Genomic DNA, 19,553 nt, shown 5'->3' on the forward strand with positions numbered 1-19,553 from the left:
CTGCCTTGTCCAGCAGGTTTATGCCTTGCGGCGTTCCTGGGCGTGTTCGGCGCGCGGGAGTTTGCCGTTTTCAGCGTGTTCGGCATGTTTGACCTCGTCCCAGAGCGCGTCCATCTCGATGAGCGTGCTTTGTTGCGGGGTCTTGCCGCGTTCGGCCAGTCGCGCTTCGACCTTGGCGAAGCGGCGGGTGAACTTGGCGTTGGTGCGGCGCAGGGCGGCTTCGGGTTCGATGCCCAGATGACGGCCCAGATTGACCATCACGAACAGCAGATCGCCGAATTCGTCCTCGAGCGCGTCTGCATCCATGCTGTCGCGGGCCTCTTCAAGTTCGGCCGCCTCTTCGGTGATCTTGGCCAGCACGTGGCTGGCGTCGGGCCAGTCGAAACCGACGCGGGCCGCGCGTTTCTGCAGCTTGTAGGCGCGCAAAAGGGCGGGCAGGTTGGAGGCGACGCCGTCCAGCGCGCCTTTCTGTTCCTTGCCTGCGCGCTCTGCGGCCTTGATCGCCTCCCAGTCGCGGGTCTGATCTTCGGCGGACTTGTCACGAGATTCGTTGCCAAAGACATGCGGGTGGCGATCGACCATCTTGTCGGACATGGTGCGCACCACATCCTGAAAGTTGAAATGTCCGGCCTCTTCGGCCATGCGAGCATGAAACACCGACTGGAACAGCAGGTCGCCCAATTCGCCTTTCAACTCGTCCCAGGCTTCGCGCTCGATGGCGTCGGCGACCTCATAGGCTTCTTCGATGGTATAGGGGGCGATGGTGGCGAAATCCTGCTCGATATCCCACGGGCAACCAGTTTTGGGATCGCGCAGGCGGCGCATGATTTCGACCAGCCGTTCGATCCCGGCGTCCGGGTCATGGATCAGCGGATTATCAGCCATTGCGAACCCCTTCGTTCCAGTGTCAGATGCATCCATCTCGCAGCTTGGATCAGGAGTCCACCCTTTATGCCTGTCGTGAACCGTATTGCAGAGTTTGCCGCTGACATGGCCGAATGGCGCAGGTACCTGCACGCCAACCCGGAACTGGGATTGGATTGCCATGAAACGGCGGCGTTCGTAGTCGAGCGTTTGCGCGAGTTTGGAGTGGACGAAATCCATGAAGGCATTGCGCGCACCGGGGTGGTGGCAATCATCAACGGGACCGAGCCGGGGCCGACCATTGGGCTGCGCGCCGATATGGATGCGCTGCCGATCATCGAGGAGACAGGGCTGGACTATGCCTCGAAAACCTCCGGCAAGATGCATGCCTGTGGTCATGACGGGCACACGGCTATGCTTTTGGGGGCCGCACGTTATCTGGCTGAGACGCGCAGGTTCTCAGGTCGTGCCGCACTGATCTTTCAGCCAGCCGAAGAGGCGGGAGGTGGTGCGGGTGTGATGGTCGATGAAGGCATCATGGACCGGTTCGACATTTCCGAGGTCTATGCTTTGCATAACGCGCCCGGAAACGAGGTCGGGTCATTCTATACCACACCCGGCCCGATCATGGCGGCCGTTGACACTTTTCACATCCATGTCAAGGGCAGGGGCGGGCACGGTGCGATGCCGCACGAGACCCGCGACCCGGTGATGGCGGCCTGCGGCATCGCTCAGGCGATACAGACGATCGTGAGTCGCAACAATTATGCACTGGACGATCTGGTGGTTTCGGTCACACAGATCCACACGGGCACCGTTGATAACGTGATCCCAGAGACCGCCTATATCAACGGCACCGTACGGACTTTTGACCCGAAAGTGCAGAAGATGGTGATGGAGCGGATGGCGCAGATCGTGCAGGGGCAGGCGGTCAGCTATGGGGTCGAGGCCGAGCTGGACTATGAAGTGGGTTACCCCGCGACCATCAACGATGAGGACAAGACATTGTTTGCCGCTGAAATCGCGCGCGAGATTGCCGGTTACGGGCGCGTAGTATCGCATGGCGAGCGTGAGATGGGGGCCGAGGATTTCTCCTACATGCTTCAGGCTCGGCCTGGGGCGTATCTGTTCCTGGGGCAGGGTGACAGCGCAGGCCTGCATCATCCGAAATACAACTTCAACGACGAGATCGCGCCGGTGGGTGCGTCTTTCTTTGCGAGGATCGTGGAGAGGGCGCTGCCGGTGGCTTGACGTTTTCGCGCATCACCATCCTACCGGGAACCAAGGCAAGGACCAGCAATCAATGGCACTGGAAGATTCAAAAACTCAGGTGGATGAAGCGTTCACCAATCCGGAACTCAAGGGGTTGTCTTTTGAAAACACGTTTGGCGGGGCGACATCGTTCCTGCGGCGACTTTACACCAAGAACCTGAAAGGGGTCGATATTGCCGTCACCGGCATCCCGTTCGACCAGGCGGTGACCAACCGGCCCGGTACACGGCTAGGGCCGCGCGCCATTCGCGAGGCGAGTTCGCTGCAATCGCCCGATGAACCCTATGGCTGGCCGTTCAATGCGCTGAGCGAGCTGGCCATCGTGGACTATGGCGACATGGCTTATGACTATGCCAATATCCCGGCCTTTCCCGACACTCTGACCGATCATATCCGAACCATTCTGGCGGCGGATGTGGCCTCTGTCGCGCTTGGGGGGGATCACTATATCAGCTTTCCGATCCTAAAAGCATACGCGGAAAAATTTGGCCCGATGTCATTGCTGCAATTCGATGCGCATACCGACACCTGGGCCGACGATGACATGAACCGGGTGGATCATGGCACCATGTTCTACAAGGCGGTGAAATCGGGGATCGTGGACCCCACGCGCTCGGTTCAGGTGGGGATACGCACCACCAACGAGGACACGCTGGGCGTCAATATCATCGATGCCCGCGAGGTCTATGAGGCCGGACCTGCGGCTGTGGCACAGAAGATCAAGGGTATTCTGGGCGACAATCCGGTTTATCTGAGCTTCGATATCGACGGGCTGGACCCGGCCTATGCCCCCGGCACCGGTACGCCGGTCTGGGGCGGGTTGAGTTCGATACAGGCGCAGATCATCCTGCGCGACATTGCCGGGATCAACATCAAGGGCGGGGATGTGGTCGAGGTCTCGCCGCCATATGACACCTCGGGCGCGACGGCGATTGCGGGTGCGCATATCGCGACGCAAATCATCTGCCTGCTGGGGTGGAACAAGTTGAGATGAGCACGTTCAACCAACCGATCAGCGGTAACGATCTGGCGCGGTTTTCCGGGCCAAATACCTTCATGCGATTGCCGCAGGTGGCATCGCCTGAGGGATTGGATGTGGCAGTGCTGGGGGTGCCGATGGATATCGGTACCTCGTGGCGGTCGGGCACTCGGTTCGGACCGAAACAGATCCGGGCCGAAAGCGCGATGATCAGGCCCTATAATATGGCGACCGGGGCTGCGCCCTTTGGCAGTCTGCAGATCGCCGATATCGGGGATCTTGCGATCAACACGTTTTCGCTGGCCGAGAGCCTGAAGATCATCAAGACAAGCTATGACGGCTTCCTTGCCAGCGGCGTGATACCGGTGGCGATGGGGGGTGATCATTCGATCACATTGCCGATCCTGCGCGCGATTGCCGCCAGGCACGGGCCAGTGGCGCTGGTGCATGTGGATGCCCATGCGGATGTGAATGACGAGATGTTCGGCGAGCGCGAGACCCACGGCACTGTGTTCCGCCGCGCATATGAGGAAGGTCTGATCGTGCCCGAGTTGACCTATCAGATAGGCATTCGCGGTTCGGGATATGCAGCCAGCGATTTCACCGAGGTGCAGGGGTGGGGCTTCAACCATTTCCCGGCGTGGGAATTGTGGCACCAGAGCCTTGCGCCCCTTGGCTCGCGGATCCGCGATGAGATCGGTGATCGACCGGTCTATGTCACCTATGACATCGACAGCCTCGATCCGGCCTATGCGCCCGGCACCGGCACACCCGAGATCGGCGGGCTGACGACGCCGCAGGCGCTGGAGCTGATCCATGCGCTGAAGGGGCTGAACATCGTCGGCTGCGACCTGGTTGAGGTGTCGCCGCCCTATGATCCGTCGGGGAATACCGCGTTGACCGGGGCCAACTTGCTGTATGAGCTGATCTGCATCCTGCCCGGTGTGGCCTCGCGCTAGTCATGAGACTGAGGATGGTGGTATTCTGGCTGGTGGCGGCTGTGATGGTTGCAGGATTCGGATATATCCGTCTTGCCCCGTCCGACCCGGCACAGTGGCACGTGGAGCCGGTAGGGGATGTGGACCGGACGTTCAAGGCGGGGGTGTTGCGGGTCGTCGAAACCGGGCCGGATGGACTGTCGCGTCTGGATGCCATTGCGCGGGCGACGCCGCGCACAGGCGTATTGATCGGGTCCGTGGAGGAGGGGATGGTAACTTACATCACTCGCACCCGAGTGTTCGGATTTCCGGATTACACAACCGTGCAGCAGGATGGCGACACTTTGCGCATTCATGCGCGGCTGCGGTTCGGGGGCTCAGATCTTGGGGTAAACCAGAAGCGGGTTGAAGAATGGCTTGGGCGGTTGCAACCCTGACGACAAACACCCCTCCTGCACTTCGCGCCACATTGGTACGTTCAGCGACATCTGGCATTGCGCCATGAACATGCGGCCATCCACCTGCAGGCAAATCATCTCGCCCAGTTCGACCCGGCTGCCCTTGCTGTCGGTGCAATAGCAATCCTGCACCTTGCCGCCGGGTCCGACGACATCGGCCCATGCGGGCGTGGCCAGCAGGCCAATCAGGATCAGCAAACGTTTCATGTCCCGAGTTTAGCACGGCTTGGGCTCTTGACCAGAGGCCTGGGATGATAGACACCGCCGCAATGGTCCCAGAAGAACGCCTTGAACAGATTACGCAGCGATTCCAGTATCTCGAAGCCGCCATGTCGGATGGCGCCTCGGGCGGGAATATCGCTGTTCTCGCCAAGGAGTATTCCGATCTGAAACCGGTGGTAGAGCAGATCATGGCGTGGCGGCAGCTGGTGAATGACTTGGCCGAGGCCGAGTCGATATTGGCGGACCCGGACATGAAGGATCTGGCCGAGGAGGAAATTTCAGTTCTTCAAGCACGTATTCCCGAGGCCGAACATGCGTTGCAATTGGCGCTTTTGCCCAAGGACGAGGCCGATGTTCGGCCCGCGATACTAGAGATCAGGCCAGGAACCGGAGGGGATGAGGCGGCGCTGTTTGCCGGTGATCTGTTGCGAATGTACCAGCGATATGCCGAGGCACGGGGTTGGAGGCTCGAGATCATCGAAGAGCACGAGACCGAACTGGGCGGCATCAAGGAAGTGGTGGCCCATATCAAGGGCGACAACGTCTTTGCGCGGCTCAAGTACGAATCCGGCGTGCATCGGGTGCAGCGGGTGCCCGAGACGGAAAGCGGTGGGCGTATCCATACTTCGGCGGCTACGGTGGCGGTGTTGCCCGAGGCCGAGGATGTGGACATCCAGATCGACGCGAACGACATCCGCATCGACACCATGCGCAGTTCTGGTGCGGGCGGTCAGCATGTGAACACTACCGATTCGGCGGTACGGATCACGCACTTGCCGACCGGCATCGTGGTGACAAGTTCTGAGAAATCGCAACACCGCAACCGCGAGATCGCGATGCAGGTGCTCAAAACGCGACTGTACGATCTGGAGCGTCAGCGCATAGACAGCGAACGCTCAGCCAACCGCGCCAGCCAGGTGGGGTCAGGCGACCGGTCGGAGCGCATCCGGACCTACAACTTTCCGCAGGGTCGGATGACCGATCACCGGATCAACCTGACGCTCTACAAACTGGATCAGGTGATGCAGGGCGATCTGGATGAGGTGATCGACGCGTTGACCGCCGACGATCAGGCGCGGCTTTTGGCGGAGATGGCGCAGTGACCGGCTTACAGACAGCGGCGCAGGCCATGGTGGCTGCTACCGCGCGGTTGCGGGCGGCGGGCGTGGCCGATCCGGCGCGCGACGCGCGGCTTTTGCTGGCCCATGCGGCGCGGATTGAAGCGAGCCGGGTAACGCTGATTGCCCCTGACGAACTGTCGCCGGAAATATCGGACCGCTACGAGCAGTTGATCTCGCTGCGGGCCATCCGGGTACCGGTGTCGCATCTGCTGGGCGAGCGGGATTTCTACGGCCGTCGGTTCAAGGTCAGCCGTGATGTGCTGGACCCGCGTCCGGAAACCGAGACATTGGTCGAGGTGGCTCTCAGCGAGCCGTTCGACCGGGTATTGGATCTGGGGGTCGGGTCGGGCTGCATTTTGGTGACGCTGTTGGCCGAACGGCCAAGCGCCATGGGCGTGGGCGTCGATGTGAGCGAAGCCGCTTGCCTGCAGGCCAGTGCCAACGCAGTGATGCACCGTGTGCAGGATCGGGCGGGCATTATTCAATCCGATTGGTTCGGGCGCGTCGGCGGGACGTTCGACTTGATCGTGTCTAATCCGCCTTATATCGCCCTGGATGAGATGGAAGGCCTGTCGGCAGAAGTGCGCGAGCATGAACCACGCCTTGCCCTGACCGACGAGGGCGACGGGTTGGGCGCCTATCGGCGGATCGCTGCGGGCGCGCCGGATTACCTGTTGCCCGGTGGACGGATTTTAGTAGAGATCGGCCCGACACAAGCGCGGCAGGTGAGCACCCTGTTCGATGCAGCCGGGCTGGCGGATATCCGCGCCATTCCGGATCTCGATGGCCGAGATCGTGTGATTTCGGCCCGTTCGCCGATCTAGATGTGGCAAAAAGGGCCGAAAAACGCTTGTTGGGATAAAAAAGCCGCGAAATTCGCCGATCCCCTCTTGTCTGTGCCGTCAGGACGTGTTTACTCAGGGATGTCGATGAGGTTGACGCTTTCTCAGCTCGCCTCCGACAATAAGCCCAAAAAAGTCGACTTCTCGTCACATCAAAAGGCCTCGGAAAGGCATAAGTTACGGGTTGATCGGCAGCGAAGTACAAGGCTGACGTTAGATAAAATGAGATCTTCCAAATCCCGCTCGCGGGCGAAGAATAACCGCAACCGTCCTACTGGCGGTAATGTTGTCAATCGGGTGTTCGACAGTTCCGGACCCGAAGGAAAAGTGCGTGGTACGCCGCAGCAGATCATCGACAAGTACAACCAGTTGGCCCGTGATGCGCAACTGGGTAATGACCGGGTTGCGGCCGAGAATTTCCAGCAGCACGCCGAGCACTATCTGCGTATGTTGGGCGAAGCCCAGCGCGAGATCGATGCGCGTCGCGAGGAGCAGGAGCGGCAGAACCGCGAGCGGCAGGCCGAGCGCGACCGCGAACGCGCCGAGCGTCAGGAGCGCGAGGCCGCGACACAACAAGCGGATCCGGCACAGACACCGCAGCCAGATGTTCTGGACTTGAGCGAGACCGGCGCGGGTGAGGACCATGGTCTGGTCGAAACGCCGGAGAGCAAGCCGAGGGCGAAAAGAGCCGAGAAAGCGGAAGCGGGGGAAGAACCCAAGCCCAAAAAGGCGCCGCGTCGCCCACGCGCAAAGAAACAGCCTGAAGAGGTCGCAACGTCCGAGTCGGGTCAGCCTTCGCCAAACGATGGTGGGCCGGCTGAAGCCGCAGAATAATTCGATCTGTCAGGATTGGAAGAGCGCCGTTCCGGTTGCGGGGCGGCGCCTTTCTTTTACCGTGATGTCAGCGGGCAATTGACTGATGCGTTCGACATTCCTAATCTCGCGCAGCTCAAGTCGGCAGGCAGTGAGCTTAATCGGTGTGTGCCATAACGCCCTGGAACTTCCATTTTTCGGGATCAAGTTATGGAAACAGATATCAGAACCCCCACCCGTCGTAACCGCCGTCGGTCTACCCCTGCGCCTGAAATCAAGGCACCCGGCGCCTTTCAGCTATCGCCTGCCTCCCTGGCCGGGACGCGATTCGGTTTTCTGAGCGATGCTGAGATCGAGGTGATGCGCGCCCGCAGCCTCGACCTGCTTGCGGATTATGGCGTGGTCGTCATCCACCCCAAAGCGCGCGAGGCACTGTTGGCCGCAGGTGCGACGCAAGGCCGGGATGCCGACCGGTTGCGCTTTCCCCGCGAACTGGTCGAGGAGGCGTTGACCGCCGCGCCTCGCGCGTTCACGCTGGCCGGAAAGACCCGCGAACTGGACCTGCCCATTCCGCGTGCCGATGGCGGGTTCATTATGCGCACTGGCACCGGCGCGCACGGTTATGTCGATCCCCGAGATTCGCGCTATCGCAATCTGGACCTCAAGGCAGTGCGTGAGATGGCTGCTGTGGCAAGCGGCCTTGATCAGGTCGGCTTCATCGCCCATCCTTTTGTGCATGGCGTGCCCGAGGTGACTTCGGACGTACATTCCTTTGCCGAGATGGTGTCGCACACCAACAAACATTGCTGGATGCAACCCTATGGCAAGGAGAACATCGAGTTCCTGCTGAAGGTGGCGGCAATTGCTGCAGGGGGTGAGGACACGCTGCGCAGGTATCCGATCACCTCGGTGATCACCTGTTCCTTTTCGCCACTGGAATTCAAGTACATGGATACCGAAGTGATCCTGCAGGCTGGTGCTTTGGGCTTGCCGCTGCATGCCTGTTCCCTGCCTTCGGCGGGGGGAACGGCACCCCTGACCTCGGCGGGGCTGGTGCTGATGGCGGCTGCCGAGATCCTGTCGATGCTGACGGTGGCGCATGTTTTGGTTCCAGGAACGCCGGTCATCGCGGTGCCGCTGATGTTCACATTGGATATGCGGACCGGCTCGGCGCTGCAATCCTGCCCTGAGTCGATTCAGGCCGCTTCGATGGCGGTTCAGTTGATGCGGTATGGGTTCGACCTGCCGACACATACCTATGGATCGGGGTCGGACACGCCGGATGCGGATCATCAATCGATGGCGGAACGAGCGCTGATCACGCAAACGGTCGCAACCTCTGGGGCCGATATTCTGGGCGGCGTCGGACAACTGGAGTGTGCCACCGTGTTCAGCCCGGTTCAGGCCGTTCTGGATGACGAGATTGGGGCGATGGTGCGACGGTTCATGCAGCCGGTCGAGATTAACGCGGAAAGCCTGAACTGGGACGAGATGCTGAAGGTGCGCGCAGGTGGCCATTTCCTGGATAGTACCCACACACTGGCGCTGTGCCGGGATCAGCATCAACCGGATGTCTTCTTGCGGCAGGGGCGCGACGATTACGAGAAATCGGGCCGCCGCACCGCGTTCGAGGTGGCCCGCGACAAGGCGCTGGCCGCGATCGGTTCAACCCCAGAAGGCGGCGTGTTGAGCGAGGAGCAGCGACGCGAAATCGCCGAAGTGGTCGAAGCGGCGGACCGGTTCATCGTGGATGCGGTGCATCACGGCGGCGGAACGCAGGTGATCTGAGGCTATTTCGCGATTTCCCGTGCCAGTGCGCAGAACGCCTCAATCGAGACCTGTTCTGCGCGTTCGGTAGGTTGGATGCCCGCTGCCAATAAACGATCTTCGATATCAGGGGCGGCGCCCTTGAGCGAGGCGCGCAGCATCTTGCGGCGCTGGTTAAAGGCTGCGGCGACGACGCGCGACAGTGTGGCGGCATCGGCGGGAAAGCGCGGTTCGGGCAGGGCGGTCAGATGCACCACCGCGCTTGAGACCTTGGGCGGTGGCGTGAAGGCACCGGGGGGTAGGGACATTGCGATGCGCGCCTCGGATCGCCATTGGGCAAGGATGGCCAAGCGGCCATAGGCCTTGCCTCCGGGCTGGGCGACAATGCGCTCGGCCACTTCGCGTTGGAACATCAGGGTCAGGCTCTGCCAGAAGGGCGGCCATTCCGGAGGGGTCAACCAACGCACCAGTAGTTCGGTGCCGATATTGTAGGGCAGGTTGGCAGTGATGCGGATTGGCGGGGTCAGGTGTTGCAGCGGATCGATTTCGAGCGCGTCGCCATTGATGATGTCGAGGCGATCCGGATAAACAGTGGCGATCTCGTTGAGTGCGGCAATGCAGCGGGTGTCTTTTTCGACCGCAACCACCTTGCGCGCGCCCTCAGAAAGCAGCCCGCGGGTCAGGCCACCCGGGCCGGGCCCGATTTCCAGCACGTCGCAGTCGGTCAGGTTTCCAGCCTGACGCGCGATCTTGGCGGTGAGGTTCAGATCAAGCAGAAAGTTTTGGCCCAGCGATTTGCGGGCCGACAGTTGGTGCTTGGCGATAACTTCGCGCAGCGGGGGGAGGGGGTCGATTGCACTCATGATCCGGTTACCGTGGCGCGGAATGGAGGGGATGCGCCAGAGAATTCTTGCCTGCGGCGGGGATATTTCCAGCCACGTGAAGGATCAAGGTTTTTGTGCCATGCGTTGGGCAAGTTTCAGGGCTTCGATCAAGCTGGAGGGGGTGGCAATGCCCTGTCCTGCGATATCGAAGGCGGTACCATGATCGGGAGAGGTGCGGATGAAAGGCAGGCCAAGCGTGACGTTCACACCGCGGTCGAAATCGAGCGTCTTGATCGGGATCAGGGCCTGATCGTGGTACATGGCGATGGCCGCGTCATAACGCGCCCGCGCGGCGGCGTGGAACATCGTGTCGGCCGGGTGCGGCCCTGTCAGGGTCATATCTTCCGATTGCATTTCGGCAATCAGTGGCGCGATCCAGTCCAGCTCCTCGCGCCCCATGGCACCGCTTTCACCAGCATGGGGGTTGAGACCCGCCACTGCAATACGGGGATGCGCGATTCCGAACTGGGTTCGCAACCCCTGGGCCGTGATAGCGATGGTGTCACGCAGCAGATCGGCGGTCAGGCGAGTAGGAACATCTGCCAGAGCGATGTGGATCGTCGCCGGAACAACACGGAGCTGGTCGCTGGCCAGCATCATCACCACGCGGTCGCGGGCCGCGAGGGCGGCGAGAAATTCGGTATGACCGGGATAGGCAAACCCGGCCCCGTCGATCAGTGCCTTCTTGTGAATTGGCGCCGTGCAGAGAGCAGATGCCGCACCGGATAAAACCAGAGAGACCGCCCTTTCGATGGCGGAAATCACGCCTGAGGCGTTGGCCGGTTCCGGCTGGCCGGGGCGTGCCGGGGCCGCAAAAGGCAGGGTCAGCACCGGCAGCGCCGTGGCGCAGGCGCTTGCGGTCTCGGCGGGATCGGAGATTTCGGCGACCGGTGTGCCGGTGGGTAGGTGCGACGGATCGCCGATCCAGAAGAACGGGCAGGTATCGCGTAACCGGTCCCAGGCCTTGGCGGCAATCTCGGGGCCTATGCCCGAAGGTTCGCCGCAGCTCAGGGCAATCGGCGCGCTCATTGTTCGATGATATGGGCGTCGGCGCGCAACTGCTCCAGCAGGCTGTCGGCAAAGGCTTGCAGACGTTGTTGCGCCAGCGCGTTTGCCACATCCTGACGCGAGACGTCCGCGCCAAAATCCTGCACACGGTTGCACAGCATTAGGAAGATCAGCGTCTGCCCGTTGTTGCGGGTCAGCGCAGTAGAGCTTTCGCCGGGATCGAGACGAGCCAGTTCCAGCGCGATGTCGCGCGGGATTTCGGAGGGACTCGCCGAAACGCGGTCAAGCACCTCGGACGGTTGACCCAGCGCCTTGGCGTAGAGGTCATCGCAGGTATCTATGCTCTCGCGAAGCTCGGCCGCAGTCTGGAGGGTTTCGGGGCTGCGTCCGCCCGCCAGATAGTAGGCGGCATAGTCGATCTTGGCGTAGTTCGGCGTTCCGCTGGCGGCCTCGCGGATGCCGCGCATCTGGAACAGGGCGATGGCGTTGGGTAGCGTAACCGGCTCTGTGATGTCGCCGGGATTGAGCGCCAGAATCACGGGCTGTAACGCCGGCGGAAGGTTGTTGAGAGGCAGCCAGTCGAGCCGCCCGCCATTGTTGCGCGTGTCGGATGCGGAATATTGCGTGGCGGCAGTGGAAAAGGCGTCGTAGTTGTCAAGCTGCGAAATCTGCAGCGCCAGATCCTCGGCTTGGGCGAGGGTCTGCTGATTGACCGGGATGATGATTTCCGACAGCAGGACCTGCAGGCCACCGGTGCTGGAATTTCCCATTGCGCGGTCGATCTCGTCGTCGGAGGGGCGTGCACGGGAGATGTAGCGTGCGCTGATATAGTCGCGCCATTCCAGCTGATTCTTGATAAAATCACGGACGGTTTCAGGAGCGATGCCCTGATCGCCCAGAAGTTTCAAAAATTCCTCGGAGGACAACTGCCCGCGTGAAGCAAACTCGTCGATCCCAACCTGAACATCTTCGGGTGCAATCTCGATCCCGGCGTCCTCGATAGCCTGGCGCCGAAGCCTGTCGTCTATCAGGGTTTTGCGAACCTCCTCCTCGGACGATCCAGGAATACCCAAAAGCTCCATGAACCGCATCCTCTGGTCCAACTCGTACCAGGTCACCACGTCCTGATTGACCTTGATGGCGGGGGCGAACAGGCTTTGCGCGGAGGTGTCTCCAGGTAGCAGCACGGCGGCTGAGACCAGCGCCGGGATCATTGATTTCAGCCAGCGCATCAGTGGTCGTGTCGGAATACTCGTATTCAAGTGCATGTTCGCCTGTATGTCTTGTTCCCGCCTTCAACCGCGTAACCAGTCAGGGCAACGGTAAACCCGAAATCGGTCGTGGGCTCAATACTCGATGTTTCGGTAAAGCGCCGCCTGACGGAGAAGTTAACGGTTACGCATTCGTTCTGATAGGCCAATCCGAACCCGGCGTTGATTGCGCGCGAGTCGTTGATGTCATACCGGATTTCGGCACGGGTGGTCCAGTTCTGGGACAGAATGTAGCGACCATTGAGCCAGACCTCGGAAATTGCCTGATCTCGGTCTTCCTGCGGGTCGCGCCCCAGCCAGACATATGTTCCGGTCAATCCCCCGCGATCCGCCCGCCAGTCGCCCCGCAGTTCCACTTTGTCAAAGTTGAACTGGCCGTTCAGCAGACCACGGGCGGTCAGGGACCAGCCGTTGTCGGATCTGATCTGACCGGCCATGAGTAAATCGGACGTGACGCCATCCAGACCGGAGGTTTTGGAAAAACGAGGATCGGCGGGGTCGCGGAACACGCCGCCGAGTGTTGCGTAGGTCTGCCATCCGCGCGGGTCATACATTGCCCAGTTCAAGCCGAGAACGGCGGTGGTTCCGTCCTCGCGCTGGTCATCTGCGGGAAAACGCGACAGCGACAGCAGGTTGCCCTGGTCGAATTCGACGAACTGGCTTTCGTCGTTTGGCACGTCACTGTCCGTGACGTTGGTCCATCCGATTTGGGCGATTGGTTCGAGGGTCTGAGTGACGCCGGAGGCGGTAACCAGAGACATCGGATAACGCAGGGTCAGAGCCGTGCGTGGGGTGATACGGGTCACCTCGCTGGGGAAGGTGCTGTCGTCCCAGATGCGGAACTTGTCTGCTGCTGCGCCGATTTGCCAGTCGGCGCGCAAGCCATTGCGGAATATCCATGACCGGAACCATTCAGCGTCAAACGTCGCGCTGGCCACATCGCGCCCTACGACATCCTCGGTGCTGGTGCGCTGGTGCCCGTGGCCATCAAATGCCAGACGCACCTCACCGCCGATCGCGGCTGGAAAGAAACGCTGTTCGAAATTCACGTCAAAAATGCGCGAAGGGATGTCGTCCTGATTCTCGCTTTCGCGCAGCGTCTTGTAGTGGATGAAGCTCGTGCGAAAGGCTTTGTCGCGTTTGATCTTTTCCAGTGCGATTTCACTGCGCAGGCGGTCAAGATCGGGAAGGCCGTAATCGACAAGATAGGCGTCATCGGATACCGCCTTGAGATCGAAGGTCAGGCGATAGTCGTTCCAGACTGAAAAGGCGCCGCCTGCGAAGAGGTAACCGCGAGCCTCGCCGGGGTACAGATCGTCGTCTGTTTGTGCGCCTTCAATCACGATCCGACCGTTCTTGAAGGCCTGGCGATAACGGTATCCAAGCGTGCGCGTACGTGGCGACAGATATGGCGTCAGCGTCAGGTCCTTATGATCGCCAAGTTTGAAGAAATAAGGAACCTTGATGCCGGTTTCGAGTTGCGATGTCGTGCGGATAGACGGCACCAGAAACCCGGTCGCGCGCTCCAGCGTAGGGTCGGGCAGGCGCAAGGCAGGAAAGTAAAAAACCGGCACGTCGAGAATGCGCAGTTGGGCGTTTTCGAAATATAGCTGCCGTTCAAGCTGGTCATGCGTGATCTTTTGTGCGCGGATCTGCCACAGGGGCGGTTTGCCGTCGTCGCAGACCTGACACGAGGTGGCCGAGGTTTTGTAGAGCTGGGTATACCGCCCGCCAACGCGGGTCATTTGCTGTGCGGCAAGCTGAATCTGTTGTTCGAAAACCAAACGGGCGCCTTGCAGCAGACCGTTCTGCATGCCCTCATCCAGTTCGGCCGCATCCGCCAGAATCGTGATCGAGCCGCCTTGATCAATGCGTATGGGGCCTTCGATCGAAAGCTGGCCGGTGGTGCGGTCGAAGGTGATCTTACGGGCGCGCAGGCGCACCTCGCCTTGATAGGCCTCGACATTGCCTTCGGCGACAAGCTGGCGGTCAGCGGTGATAAAGACCCGATCGGCCACCAGCAAAGCGGGTTGCACCTTGGGTTGTTCGCTCGTCTGGTCGGAAACCGGCCCGCTGCTGGTCTGCGCCTGCGCGTAGTGATACGGACAGATCAGGGACATGCCGGCAACGAATGCCGGAAAGAAGTACCGCATCAGCCGTCCTCCGCGTGCAGGAGCAGGCCGATGGACAGCAGGATCGCGGCAACCGGCGGAGCCCATGCAGCGAGCAGAACCGGAAGCTGGCCGTTCTGTCCCAGTATCTGGGCAAAATTGCGCATGAAATAGAGTGCAAAACCCAACAAAACTGCTGTCAGAACCGAAATGCCGGTACCGCCAAAGCGGACATGGCGCATTGTGAAGACCGCACCAACCAGAACCATAGAAATCAGGAATAGCGGACGTGCCAACTGGGCATGCAGCCACACTTCGTATTGCTTTGTCGAGAAACCGGCCTGACGCAGATCGCGGATCAATTGAGGCAGATCGTACACTGAGATCGTGTCCTGTTGGCCGAGCGTGTCGAGAATGCGGTCTTGCGTCAGCGTGGTTGGGATTTCCAGGCGTTCGTGAACCGCGGCGTTGACCTCGGGGTTGAGTCCCGAAATGAGCGGCCAGGCCTTGGCGTTTTCCAGAACCCATGCCCGGTCGGACAAACGGGCACTATCGGCCACGATCTGGCGAATGGGTATGCCCGCGTTGGAATAGGTCAGAATGGTGACGTCGAGCAGGGTGAATCCGCCCAGCGTCTCGGTTCCCGTAGCGTGAATCACCGATTGCCCTGTTTCTGAACCTTGGCGTAGCCACAGACCTTCGCGGCTGATCGACAGGGCAGAGGCGCCGTCGCTTCGGTACCCTTCGGCGAGGCGCTGATACTTTTCGGCGGTTGCGGCGACGATCGGATTCAGCATGCCCACACTCAGCAGACCGATGACAACGGCGACAAATACCGGTGCGGCCAGGGCTCGAATTCCGGACCTGCCAATGGCACGGGTGACCACCAGTTCCGAGCTGCGTGCCAGTCCGATGAACAGAACGATGGTCGACAGGATCATCAAAAGTGGCAGCATCTCGTTGATGGCGGCTGGTGTGTTCAGAAGGGTGAGCTGTAAAAGCTGTCCGAAGCTCAGCCCGTAATCCTCGAACCGGCGCACCTGCTCGATCATGTCGATCAGCATGATCAGCGTCAGAAACACCATTCCGATAAACAGAAAGCTTTGCACAAAACGGCGTGCGAAATAGCGGTCGAGGATCACTGTGTCTGCTCCGCCGTTCGATTCGACGGAATCGGGGGAAGGAAGCCAGAACAACACATCAAGCGCGACAGCATATGTCTGCTGTATCGAGTCACTGTGATCCCCCGGAACCTGCCAGTCGTTTTCCGGGGACCATAGTCGAATTGAAAGGCGGGGAAAACTGCTATCTGGTCATCCTGCCCGCAGCGCGTTACCTCTGGGCGGAAAGATGTTGAGGAGAGCCAAATGAGCAGTCTGACCCCGATCCGTTTTCAGCCCACTGACCTGGACGCGATGGCCGAAGCAGGCGGGCGGGTGGCGATTATTGTGCCGCCCGAGGGCAAGATGAGCCCTGCAGTGCGGCGTGCTAACCGACTGACCAAGGGCGCGGTGGCGCGGCTGATCGAAAGCGAACGGTTCGAAAAGGCTAAAGCGGGGCAGGTTTTTTCGATGGCTTGGCCCAGTGGCATGAAGGCAGAGGCACTGGACGTGCTGGTGTTATCGCGCCGACCGGATGCGGATCAGGCGCGTAAGGCTGGGGCCGATCTTGCCAAGGCGGCGAGTGGAAAATCCCTGCTGGTGATGGTGGGCAATCAGGTGCGTATCGAGGATCTGGCAATGGGTCTTGCGCTGCGCAGCTACAGTTTTGACGCGCACAAATCGGACGATCCGGAAAACCCCAGCGAGCAGGGCGAGATCACCATCTGCCATGGCAAACCGGAGGAGGCCGAGGCCGCTTTCGCACCGCTGCGGTCGGTGGCCGAAGGGGTTCTGATGACCCGCGATCTGACCAACGAGCCTGCGAATGTGCTTACAACCACCGAATTCGCCAATCGTCTGAAAGAGATGGAGGCGCTGGGTCTGGAGGTCGAGGTTCTGGACGAGGAACAACTGGCCGAGCTGGGAATGCGCACGCTGTTGAGCGTGGGGCAAGGCTCGGACAGCCCGTCGAAGGTCGTGGTTATGCAATGGAAAGGCGGCGACAATAACGACGCGCCGCTGGCGCTGGTCGGAAAGGGCGTGGTGTTCGACACCGGTGGCATCTCGCTGAAACCTGCCGCGGGCATGGAAGAGATGACCATGGACATGGCGGGCGCGGGCGTTGTGGCGGGCACTATGCGCGCGCTGGCGCTGCGCAAAGCCAAGGCGAACGTCGTGGGACTTGTCGGTCTGGTCGAGAACATGCCCTCGGGCCGTGCAACGCGCCCCGGTGACGTGATCAGATCGATGAAGGGCGACACGGTCGAGATCATCAATACCGATGCCGAGGGTCGCCTGGTTCTGTGTGACGTGATGTGGTACGCACAGGAGCGCTTCAACCCGGTGGGGATGATTGATCTTGCGACCCTGACAGGGGCGATCATCATCGGATTGGGGCACGAGAATGCGGGCGTGTTTTCCAACAATGACATGCTGTGCAACGCGTTCCTCCGTGCAGCAGAGGCCGAGGATGAGGGCGCGTGGCGGATGCCTTTGGGCAAGGCCTATGACGAGATGCTCAAGTCTCAGATCGCCGACATGAAGAACGTGGGCGGGCGCCCGGCGGGGTCGATCACGGCGGCGCAGTTCCTTCAGCGCTTCGTCAAGGATGAAACGCCTTGGATTCACCTCGATATTGCCGGGGTGGCGTCCGTGTCCAAGGAAACGTCTTATGCCCCCAAGGGCGCAACAGGGTGGGGCGTTCGGGCGCTCAGCCGGTTGATACAGGACCATTTCGAGCAATAATCATGGGGGCCGCCTATTTCTATCACCTGACCAGACGCCCCTTGGAGGAGACCTTGCCGGTGCTCCTCAACAAAGCGCGGCAGGCCGGGTGGCGGATCTCGGTGCGTGGTACCGACAAGGGGCGGCTTGACTGGCTGGACGAGAAACTGTGGCTGGGACCGGAAGAGTCGTTCCTGCCGCATGGTGTGTCGGGCGGGCCGCATGACGCAATGCAACCCGTTTTGCTTACGACCGAGCCAGAAGCTGCAAACAACCCGGACTGTGTGATGGCGATTGACGGAGCGAAGGTAGAGCCAGCCGAGGTTGCGGCGCTTGAACGGGTCTGTATCCTGTTCGATGGCACCGACCCGGAGGCGATTGAATGGGCGCGGAGACAGTGGAAGGCGCTGACCGGCGCGGGATGCGCCGCGCAGTACTGGTCGGAAGAATCGGGCCAGTGGGAGAAAAAGGCGGAAGCCTGAAAGTGGATTTCCTGTTAGGCTGGTAGCTCTGAACGCAAAAGGATGTCCTAATGCCACAGGACGAGGAATTGACGTTTGCAGCCGCCGTTGCGGCCCACAATGCAAAGCACGTCTTTCGGCCGCACGACCATCTGCATGAATACTATCAGGCATCGTTGCTGAGCGCGGTGATGCAGGGGGTCTATGACGGCGAATTAACTGTAGGCGAATTGTTGCGTCATGGCGATTTCGGACTTGGTACCTTCAACGCGCTGGATGGTGAGATGATCGTGCATGCGGGCGTTGCCTATCGCCTGACCGACGATGGCAGGGCGGCCATCGCGCCTGATGATGCGGTGACGCCTTATGCGGCGGTCCTGCCATTCGAGCCGGATGTTGAATTGGTTGTCTCGCAACCGGTCGAAAAGGCTGCGTTCGAAGCTGGACTGGACAAAATCGCGCAGTCGCGCAACCTGTTTTACGCGGTCCGGTTCACGGGCCGGATCGGTCGAGTCGGGTATCGCAATGTCTCGCGCCAGGAGCCGCCCTATCCACCGTTGCTGGAGGTGGTCAAAAATCAGGCCGAGTTCGACTTGCGGGATGTAACGGGTACGATCCTGGGTTTTCGCTGTCCGGATTATGCTGTCGGGATCGGTGTGCCGGGTTATCATCTGCACTTTATTTCCGAGGATTTGAAGACTGGCGGTCACGTGCTGGACTATTCGCTGGTATCGGGACGGTTAGAGATCGACCATACCGCCTCGCTGCATCTGGAACTGCCTGAAACCGGATCGTTTCTGGAAACCGATCTGACACCCGGAGCGGAGGTGTCCGCGATAAGGAAGGCCGAAGGCGGTTGATCCGGCGTCGTGGTCGTTTTGAGAAACCGCGTCCCGAGGTTTGAAAAGAGGCCGTGACGGCGCATGCTTTTGAAAGCAAGCCGTTCGGGGAGCGTTGCTTTTTTTTGTGAGGCGGATTTGGAACGCAGGCTGATTGTGCATTTTATCGATCTGGAGCGGCAAAAGCTGAAGAACATCGAAGGCGAGGTTCACGCCTTTGGGATCGATCCTGATCCGGCGCGGCTGACGGCCGAAACCTTTGAGGTTCTGACCGGAGAGCGGCTGGAAATCCCCGAACAGCCGTCGATTGCGGTTCTGCCCTTGGACAACATGTCCGGTGATGCGAAGCAGGATCTTTTCGCCGATGGTCTGACCGAGGATATCATCACCGCGCTGTCCCATATCGGCGGCCTGTTCGTGATGGCCCGCAACTCCACCTTTGTATGCAAGGGGCGGTCAGTTGATGTACGTCAGGTTGGGCTGGACGCTGGCCGCTGGCCGCTGGGGCGCGGTTTGGGTTCATGGCGAATGCAGGGAGCGCTTTTGCTGAAGCACGCGCTTTGAGCGACAAGCTGTTGGAGCAGAACACCAGTATGGCCGACGCCTACGACTTGCGGGGGTACATCCTGACGAACCAGGGGGATTTCGAAGGTGCGATTGCCAGTCTGAAAAAGGCGGTTGAACTACGCCCGACCGTGTCTCTGTTTCACGCGCGCAGGGCATTGCACATAACTATTGCGGTGAATTCGGGGCGGCGCTGAATAGTATGCGCAAGGTGATGCGGCTGTCGCCCTATTGCCCGGACTGGTATCTGACCCATTTGGGGGGCGTTTATCGTGGCATGGGCGATCTGGAATAGGCTAGAGTTGTTTACAAGC

At 60.5% G+C, this 19,553-nt stretch carries 20 protein-coding genes; 13 read left to right on the plus strand and 7 right to left on the minus strand.

Annotated elements, in window-relative coordinates; genetic code table 11:
* Positions 1 to 18: 18 nt before the first annotated feature.
* Positions 19 to 885: a nucleoside triphosphate pyrophosphohydrolase gene (gene mazG / locus AC2FMY_RS14540; RefSeq protein WP_496744399.1), complete on the minus strand. Its 867-nt coding sequence runs from the start codon at positions 883 to 885 to the stop codon at positions 19 to 21.
* A 66-nt stretch (positions 886 to 951) separates the two neighbouring features.
* Here mazG and AC2FMY_RS14545 point away from each other — a divergent pair, with 66 nt between their 5' ends.
* From AC2FMY_RS14545 to AC2FMY_RS14560, 4 genes are read left to right on the plus strand one after another with little or no spacing between them, the layout of a single operon-like run.
* A complete protein-coding gene (locus AC2FMY_RS14545) occupies positions 952 to 2,115 on the plus strand; it encodes a M20 aminoacylase family protein (RefSeq protein ID WP_496744397.1) in 1,164 nt (387 codons plus the stop codon).
* A 52-nt stretch (positions 2,116 to 2,167) separates the two neighbouring features.
* Positions 2,168 to 3,130, plus strand: a complete 963-nt coding sequence (gene speB / locus AC2FMY_RS14550; protein ID WP_496744395.1) for an agmatinase — start codon at positions 2,168 to 2,170, stop codon at positions 3,128 to 3,130.
* Positions 3,127 to 4,074, plus strand: a complete 948-nt coding sequence (gene speB, locus AC2FMY_RS14555; RefSeq protein WP_496807629.1) for an agmatinase — start codon at positions 3,127 to 3,129, stop codon at positions 4,072 to 4,074. Before speB (AC2FMY_RS14550) ends, speB (AC2FMY_RS14555) begins: the two co-directional genes overlap by 4 nt.
* Positions 4,075 to 4,076: 2 nt before the next feature.
* On the plus strand, positions 4,077 to 4,490 hold the full coding sequence (locus AC2FMY_RS14560) for a DUF1499 domain-containing protein (protein WP_496807630.1): 414 nt from the start codon (positions 4,077 to 4,079) through the stop codon (positions 4,488 to 4,490).
* Here AC2FMY_RS14560 and AC2FMY_RS14565 read toward each other — a convergent pair.
* Positions 4,431 to 4,718, minus strand: coding sequence for a hypothetical protein (locus AC2FMY_RS14565; RefSeq protein ID WP_480750515.1), 288 nt, complete (start codon positions 4,716 to 4,718; stop codon positions 4,431 to 4,433). The two genes, AC2FMY_RS14560 and AC2FMY_RS14565, sit on opposite strands and share 60 nt — an antisense overlap.
* A 62-nt stretch (positions 4,719 to 4,780) precedes the next feature.
* On the opposite strand from AC2FMY_RS14565, the gene prfA reads away from it, so the two are divergent.
* From prfA to AC2FMY_RS14585, 4 genes are all read left to right on the plus strand, one after another.
* Positions 4,781 to 5,836, plus strand: a complete 1,056-nt coding sequence (prfA, locus tag AC2FMY_RS14570; RefSeq protein WP_496744455.1) for a peptide chain release factor 1 — start codon at positions 4,781 to 4,783, stop codon at positions 5,834 to 5,836.
* Between the two features lie 26 nt (positions 5,837 to 5,862).
* A complete protein-coding gene (gene prmC / locus AC2FMY_RS14575) occupies positions 5,863 to 6,678 on the plus strand; it encodes a peptide chain release factor N(5)-glutamine methyltransferase (RefSeq protein WP_496744453.1) in 816 nt (271 codons plus the stop codon).
* 240 nt (positions 6,679 to 6,918) lie between these two features.
* Positions 6,919 to 7,530, plus strand: a complete 612-nt coding sequence (locus tag AC2FMY_RS14580; protein WP_480750597.1) for a DUF4167 domain-containing protein — start codon at positions 6,919 to 6,921, stop codon at positions 7,528 to 7,530.
* Positions 7,531 to 7,719: 189 nt separating this feature from the next.
* Positions 7,720 to 9,297 (plus strand): trimethylamine methyltransferase family protein, encoded by a 1,578-nt coding sequence (locus tag AC2FMY_RS14585; protein WP_496807631.1) that lies wholly within the window; start codon positions 7,720 to 7,722, stop codon positions 9,295 to 9,297.
* Between the two features lie 2 nt (positions 9,298 to 9,299).
* On the opposite strand, the gene rsmA is transcribed toward AC2FMY_RS14585, so the two are convergent.
* The 5 genes from rsmA to lptG all read right to left on the minus strand — a co-directional run bounded on the left by rsmA (position 9,300) and on the right by lptG (position 15,692).
* Positions 9,300 to 10,139 carry a 16S rRNA (adenine(1518)-N(6)/adenine(1519)-N(6))-dimethyltransferase RsmA gene (gene rsmA, locus AC2FMY_RS14590; RefSeq protein ID WP_496744389.1) on the minus strand — a complete coding sequence of 280 codons (840 nt, stop codon included), beginning with the start codon at positions 10,137 to 10,139 and terminating at the stop codon, positions 9,300 to 9,302.
* Between the two features lie 84 nt (positions 10,140 to 10,223).
* Positions 10,224 to 11,189 (minus strand): 4-hydroxythreonine-4-phosphate dehydrogenase PdxA, encoded by a 966-nt coding sequence (pdxA, locus tag AC2FMY_RS14595; protein ID WP_480750518.1) that lies wholly within the window; start codon positions 11,187 to 11,189, stop codon positions 10,224 to 10,226.
* Positions 11,186 to 12,400, minus strand: a complete 1,215-nt coding sequence (locus AC2FMY_RS14600; protein ID WP_496807632.1) for a peptidylprolyl isomerase — start codon at positions 12,398 to 12,400, stop codon at positions 11,186 to 11,188. Before AC2FMY_RS14600 ends, pdxA begins: the two co-directional genes overlap by 4 nt.
* 26 nt (positions 12,401 to 12,426) lie before the next feature.
* Positions 12,427 to 14,592 (minus strand): LPS-assembly protein LptD, encoded by a 2,166-nt coding sequence (locus tag AC2FMY_RS14605; protein WP_480750520.1) that lies wholly within the window; start codon positions 14,590 to 14,592, stop codon positions 12,427 to 12,429.
* Positions 14,592 to 15,692, minus strand: coding sequence for an LPS export ABC transporter permease LptG (lptG, locus tag AC2FMY_RS14610; RefSeq protein WP_496744384.1), 1,101 nt, complete (start codon positions 15,690 to 15,692; stop codon positions 14,592 to 14,594). Before lptG ends, AC2FMY_RS14605 begins: the two co-directional genes overlap by 1 nt.
* Positions 15,693 to 15,917: 225 nt before the next feature.
* On the opposite strand from lptG, the gene AC2FMY_RS14615 reads away from it, so the two are divergent.
* The 5 genes from AC2FMY_RS14615 to AC2FMY_RS14635 all read left to right on the plus strand — a co-directional run bounded on the left by AC2FMY_RS14615 (position 15,918) and on the right by AC2FMY_RS14635 (position 19,436).
* On the plus strand, positions 15,918 to 17,396 hold the full coding sequence (locus AC2FMY_RS14615; protein WP_496807633.1) for a leucyl aminopeptidase: 1,479 nt from the start codon (positions 15,918 to 15,920) through the stop codon (positions 17,394 to 17,396).
* 2 nt (positions 17,397 to 17,398) lie between these two features.
* Complete coding sequence (locus AC2FMY_RS14620; RefSeq protein ID WP_480750523.1) at positions 17,399 to 17,857, plus strand: DNA polymerase III subunit chi; 459 nt, start codon at positions 17,399 to 17,401, stop codon at positions 17,855 to 17,857.
* Between the two features lie 50 nt (positions 17,858 to 17,907).
* Entirely contained in the window at positions 17,908 to 18,696 is a 789-nt protein-coding gene (gene budA, locus AC2FMY_RS14625; RefSeq protein ID WP_480750524.1) for an acetolactate decarboxylase, read from the plus strand.
* Between the two features lie 63 nt (positions 18,697 to 18,759).
* Entirely contained in the window at positions 18,760 to 19,239 is a 480-nt protein-coding gene (locus AC2FMY_RS14630) for a hypothetical protein (protein WP_496807634.1), read from the plus strand.
* Positions 19,236 to 19,436, plus strand: a complete 201-nt coding sequence (locus AC2FMY_RS14635) for a tetratricopeptide repeat protein (RefSeq protein WP_496744378.1) — start codon at positions 19,236 to 19,238, stop codon at positions 19,434 to 19,436. The genes AC2FMY_RS14630 and AC2FMY_RS14635 overlap by 4 nt, the downstream gene beginning before the upstream one ends.
* Positions 19,437 to 19,553 lie beyond the last annotated feature (117 nt).

The sequence above is a fragment of the Ruegeria sp. YKSE079 genome, assembly GCF_059612845.1.

Coding starts and splice junctions, on each gene's coding strand:
- mazG (WP_496744399.1), bottom strand. CDS start 885: ATGGCTGATAATCCGCTGATCCATGACCCGGACGCCGGGATCGAACGG.
- AC2FMY_RS14545 (WP_496744397.1), top strand. CDS start 952: ATGCCTGTCGTGAACCGTATTGCAGAGTTTGCCGCTGACATGGCCGAA.
- speB (WP_496744395.1), top strand. CDS start 2,168: ATGGCACTGGAAGATTCAAAAACTCAGGTGGATGAAGCGTTCACCAAT.
- speB (WP_496807629.1), top strand. CDS start 3,127: ATGAGCACGTTCAACCAACCGATCAGCGGTAACGATCTGGCGCGGTTT.
- AC2FMY_RS14560 (WP_496807630.1), top strand. CDS start 4,077: ATGAGACTGAGGATGGTGGTATTCTGGCTGGTGGCGGCTGTGATGGTT.
- AC2FMY_RS14565 (WP_480750515.1), bottom strand. CDS start 4,718: ATGAAACGTTTGCTGATCCTGATTGGCCTGCTGGCCACGCCCGCATGG.
- prfA (WP_496744455.1), top strand. CDS start 4,781: ATGGTCCCAGAAGAACGCCTTGAACAGATTACGCAGCGATTCCAGTAT.
- prmC (WP_496744453.1), top strand. CDS start 5,863: ATGGTGGCTGCTACCGCGCGGTTGCGGGCGGCGGGCGTGGCCGATCCG.
- AC2FMY_RS14580 (WP_480750597.1), top strand. CDS start 6,919: ATGAGATCTTCCAAATCCCGCTCGCGGGCGAAGAATAACCGCAACCGT.
- AC2FMY_RS14585 (WP_496807631.1), top strand. CDS start 7,720: ATGGAAACAGATATCAGAACCCCCACCCGTCGTAACCGCCGTCGGTCT.
- rsmA (WP_496744389.1), bottom strand. CDS start 10,139: ATGAGTGCAATCGACCCCCTCCCCCCGCTGCGCGAAGTTATCGCCAAG.
- pdxA (WP_480750518.1), bottom strand. CDS start 11,189: ATGAGCGCGCCGATTGCCCTGAGCTGCGGCGAACCTTCGGGCATAGGC.
- AC2FMY_RS14600 (WP_496807632.1), bottom strand. CDS start 12,400: ATGCGCTGGCTGAAATCAATGATCCCGGCGCTGGTCTCAGCCGCCGTG.
- AC2FMY_RS14605 (WP_480750520.1), bottom strand. CDS start 14,592: ATGCGGTACTTCTTTCCGGCATTCGTTGCCGGCATGTCCCTGATCTGT.
- AC2FMY_RS14615 (WP_496807633.1), top strand. CDS start 15,918: ATGAGCAGTCTGACCCCGATCCGTTTTCAGCCCACTGACCTGGACGCG.
- AC2FMY_RS14620 (WP_480750523.1), top strand. CDS start 17,399: ATGGGGGCCGCCTATTTCTATCACCTGACCAGACGCCCCTTGGAGGAG.
- budA (WP_480750524.1), top strand. CDS start 17,908: ATGCCACAGGACGAGGAATTGACGTTTGCAGCCGCCGTTGCGGCCCAC.
- AC2FMY_RS14630 (WP_496807634.1), top strand. CDS start 18,760: ATGCTTTTGAAAGCAAGCCGTTCGGGGAGCGTTGCTTTTTTTTGTGAG.